Source organism: Brachyspira catarrhinii, from assembly GCF_005518285.1.
Taxonomy (GTDB): Bacteria; Spirochaetota; Brachyspiria; order Brachyspirales; family Brachyspiraceae; genus Brachyspira; species Brachyspira catarrhinii.
On record NZ_SJDU01000233.1, the window covers coordinates 1 to 3744 of the forward strand.

Annotated in this window: 3 protein-coding genes, 1 other RNA gene and 1 pseudogene; 2 read left to right on the plus strand and 3 right to left on the minus strand. The window is 29.0% G+C overall.

All coding sequences use genetic code 11. The features are described from left to right. Window positions 1-191: 191 nt before the first annotated feature. Window positions 192-544: a transfer-messenger RNA gene (gene ssrA, locus EZH24_RS08585) on the minus strand. A 200-nt stretch (window positions 545-744) separates the two neighbouring features. Between ssrA and EZH24_RS08590 the strand changes: the two genes are divergently transcribed. After that, the gene (locus tag EZH24_RS08590) at window positions 745-1041 is read left to right on the plus strand and encodes a hypothetical protein (RefSeq protein ID WP_236847135.1); all 297 of its coding nucleotides are present in this window, start codon (window positions 745-747) and stop codon (window positions 1039-1041) included. Between the two features lie 9 nt (window positions 1042-1050). Continuing rightward, a complete protein-coding gene (locus tag EZH24_RS08595; RefSeq protein ID WP_137998756.1) occupies window positions 1051-2277 on the plus strand; it encodes a tetratricopeptide repeat protein in 1227 nt (408 codons plus the stop codon). Window positions 2278-2322: 45 nt separating this feature from the next. On the opposite strand, the gene EZH24_RS08600 is transcribed toward EZH24_RS08595, so the two are convergent. Continuing rightward, window positions 2323-3501, minus strand: coding sequence for a VWA domain-containing protein (locus EZH24_RS08600; protein WP_137998758.1), 1179 nt, complete (start codon window positions 3499-3501; stop codon window positions 2323-2325). 48 nt (window positions 3502-3549) lie between these two features. Continuing rightward, window positions 3550-3744, minus strand: a pseudogene (locus EZH24_RS08605) (DNA polymerase III subunit beta); the annotation flags it as partial.

Below are 3744 nucleotides of genomic sequence, written 5' to 3' on the forward strand. Positions count from 1 at the left end.
ACCATATTTAAGTTATCCAATATTTATTAACTTTAATTTAAGTAAAATATAACATAAATTAAAAAATATGTCAATAGTTTAATCAAGAATATATTGTAATTACGAGCGATAGCACGGCAATCTATGAATATTAATGCAAGAGGAAACCGCCCATTTTTATTATAATTAAATATTAGTTTGAATTTATTAGAAATTGGAGATGGCGGGACTCGAACCCGCGTCCTACGAAGCACCCCATATTCGTCTACATAGCGTATCTTATCTTTGAAGTTTCACCTTACGGCTATAAGACAAGCAGAAAAACCGCAAGATTAGTTTGATTATACTTGCAATCGAGTTCAAACGGCGCTCGATACAAGTTCTATGTGTTTCAACGCCGATAATACGACCCATAGACAAATCATAAAATCAGCGACAACCTCAATCAGGCTGCAATTGCATATTCGTCTGCAATTATAATTTTGGCATGATATTAACGCGCATATGCCAAGCGCGACTATGCAAAATATGACTCAACCATCGCAGTCGAAGCCAGAGCATCCCCTTTCAAAGAACGATATATTCAAAATCTATATATATTATAATTATAGGAAATTTTTTATAATTGTCAACTATTTTATTTTACTTAAAACTAATTATTGAAATTTTTTTTCTATACTCTATAATAAATATTACGAATATTATGTTAAGTTGTTTTTTATTTTTTATAAATTTATTTTAACTTTTATAAGGACAAAATTATAAATGGCAATAATTGGCAAAATTAAAAATTTGTATGAAACAAAAAGAGCCATATTTTTAACTACAATTATATCGGCATGGCTCGTTTTTACGATATTAATTGGAATTTTTATCGGCTTGCGAAGTAAATCGAAAGTGGTTCATTTAAGTCCCGAAGAAGAAAATTCAAGAGCGGTGGCAAGTATGAAAGAAGACGAAGAAAAAATTATTAAAGGCGAGATGCTTTCGACAAAAAATAATTTAGATATGGAACAAATAGAATATTCAAAAAATTATGTAAAAAATAAACAAAATAATTAGGAGATATTTATGCGATTTAAAATTTTTTTATTCATTGTTAATTTAATTATGTTTACTACTATTTTTGCTCAAAATACGATAACGGTTAATCCCGATAATCGAGTTGTGACGAACGAAACTATAAACAGAACTAAAGGCGGACCTTTGGAAAGCGATTTTATAAATACGGTAGATTTGGCAAATAATACCCTTTTTTCGATAAGATTAAACGCCACGAATTTTGACAGATATATTCGTATAACGAGTTATTCCACTAATTTGGATTTTGTGAGATTTACAAGAGACAAAACGAACAGTTTTTTGACTTTTACGACTTTGACTTCTGGAGTCGCAAAATTAAATTTTCAAGTCGATAACGAAGAAAATATTATAAGAAGATATATTTATACGATTAATGTTACGAATGCCGTTTCAAACGGAAGTTCTACAAATACAAACGCCATGTTATTGGATGCGGAAAAAGATATAATTGCTAATAACGATAATAATATCAGTAGCATTATTGCCGATAGTTCGAATCAAATTTCGATTACCAATAATAATGTTTCCACAAATTCTTTAAATTCGCCTTCTGCAAATTCTCAAGTTAGAAGAAACGAAAATCCCGAAACTTTGACTTTATTTAATTCGGCGGAGGAACTAAAAAATATAAAAGATTATTCAAACGCCGTGAATAATTATAGCAATGTTATATCTCAATATCCTAATTCAAAATATTCCGTTTACAGTCATTTTAGAATAGCCGATATTTACAATAACAACAAAGATTATACTAACGCTTTCAATATGTATAAAAAGGCTTACGATTTGAATAACGCAAATAATAATCAAAAAGCCGCGGCGCTATATTCTATGGGAATAGTTAGAAAATCGGAAAATAACAACGAAGAAGCGATTAATTATTTTAACGAAGTTATAAATAAATATGCGAAAACTCCAATTTACGGAAACGCTTCCTACGAAATTGCCGACAGTTTGAAAAGAATCGGAAAAATATCGGACGGAATAAATATACTTGAAAAATCGTTAAACTCGAGCGATAAATTTAATAAAAGAGCGGACGCTTTGCTTCTCCTCGCAGAAATATACGAAAGAGGAAATAATAATGTGAGAGACTTTAACAAAGCTTATCAAATTTATAATCAATATATAGAAGAGTATCCATCCTCACCGAGAACAAAATACGCGACTGAAAGAAGAGATTTTTTATATAGAACGGTAATTAATTTGCAGTAAACCTTTCTTTAAATAACAAAAAAGAAAAAATCTGATTTCTTTAATTTAAAATATACTATCGCTAATCCATTTTGAAAGTTTATTCGGAGTAAGCGCTCCGACTTTTGCTCCTATTTTTGAAAAATATTTTGCAGCTTCTTTATCGTAGCTGATATTCGCGTTATAATCTAAAGCGGTTAAAACAAATAATTTGCTTCCGCTTTCTATTATGTCGCTTGCGTTTTTATACATAAGTTTATAATCGTTGCTGTCGAATAAATCGCTTATAAGGATGACGATTGTTTTGTCGGGAGCTATAGTTATTTTTTTCGCGTATTCCAAAGCCTTTACAATATCCGTTCCTCCGCCTAATTGAACTTTAAATAATATGTCTATCGGCTCTCTTATATATTCGCTCAAATCTACTATAGAAATATCGAAAATTACAAGTTTGACAGACAAATAAGGCAAATTAGCAAATATTGAAGCCATAACGCTTGTATAAATAACCGAGTCGAGCATTGAACCGCTTTCGTCTATAAGAATTATTATATTATAAGGATTATATTTTTTTATATTTTGATTGAAATATAATTTATCTACAAAAAATTTTTTATCTTTATAATCATAGTTTTTCAAATTATGCCGAACTGTTTTTTTTATATCGAGATTTTTGAATATTTTATTTACGGCGGTCGAATTGGCAAGTTTCTTTCCGTAAAAAACTTTTTTTATTTCAATTTCCATTTTATTTTTGATTTCTTCAACGACTTTTTTTACTATTTCGTAAGCTAATTTTTTCACACCCGCGTTCATTGTGTCTTTGAAAGCGAGAATATTTTTCAAAAGCTCTATATTAGGCTCTATTTCTTTAAGTATATTTTCGTCCGTTAAAATTTCCGTTAATTTATATTTTTCCAAAGCTTGATTTTGCATTATTTCAACGGTTTCTTTTGGGAATAATTTTTTTACTTTTGAAATCCATTTTGGAACGGTTAAAGAACTTTTTTCTCTACTAAATCGCTTTTCTTTTGAATTATTGAAATTATTGAAATCGTTTAAATTATTTAAAGAATATCCGCCGCTCTCCGAATATTCTCTATCGTATAAAAAATTTAAAGTTTCGTCAATTTCAAAATATTCGCCGTCAACTTTTAAATTATCTTCGGCAAAACTTCCAAGTATTAAACGCCATCTATTTAAATTTCTTTTATTTAAATCTAAATCGTCCGTTTTATTTTGCATTTTTAATTTTAAAATATAAAAAGAATCAATAAAATAAAATAGATTCAATTATTCTTCGCCTATGCTCATCGGCATAATTATAAAATAATAATCGTCTCTCTCTATTTCTTTTATCAAAGTCGGACTCGAATCTTTATTTACCATAAAAGCTACAATTTCCGAATCTATCTGCTTAATAACATCTTGAATATAAGTATAATTATAAGCTACAGAATTTTCATCTCCAGAATATTTTATGTCAAT

What these genes read in the sequence shown, in the direction of transcription:
- EZH24_RS08590 (WP_236847135.1), top strand. Translation starts at nt 745, where the DNA reads ATGGCAATAATTGGCAAAATTAAAAATTTGTATGAAACAAAAAGAGCC.
- EZH24_RS08595 (WP_137998756.1), top strand. Translation starts at nt 1,051, where the DNA reads ATGCGATTTAAAATTTTTTTATTCATTGTTAATTTAATTATGTTTACT.
- EZH24_RS08600 (WP_137998758.1), bottom strand. Translation starts at nt 3,501, where the DNA reads ATGCAAAATAAAACGGACGATTTAGATTTAAATAAAAGAAATTTAAAT.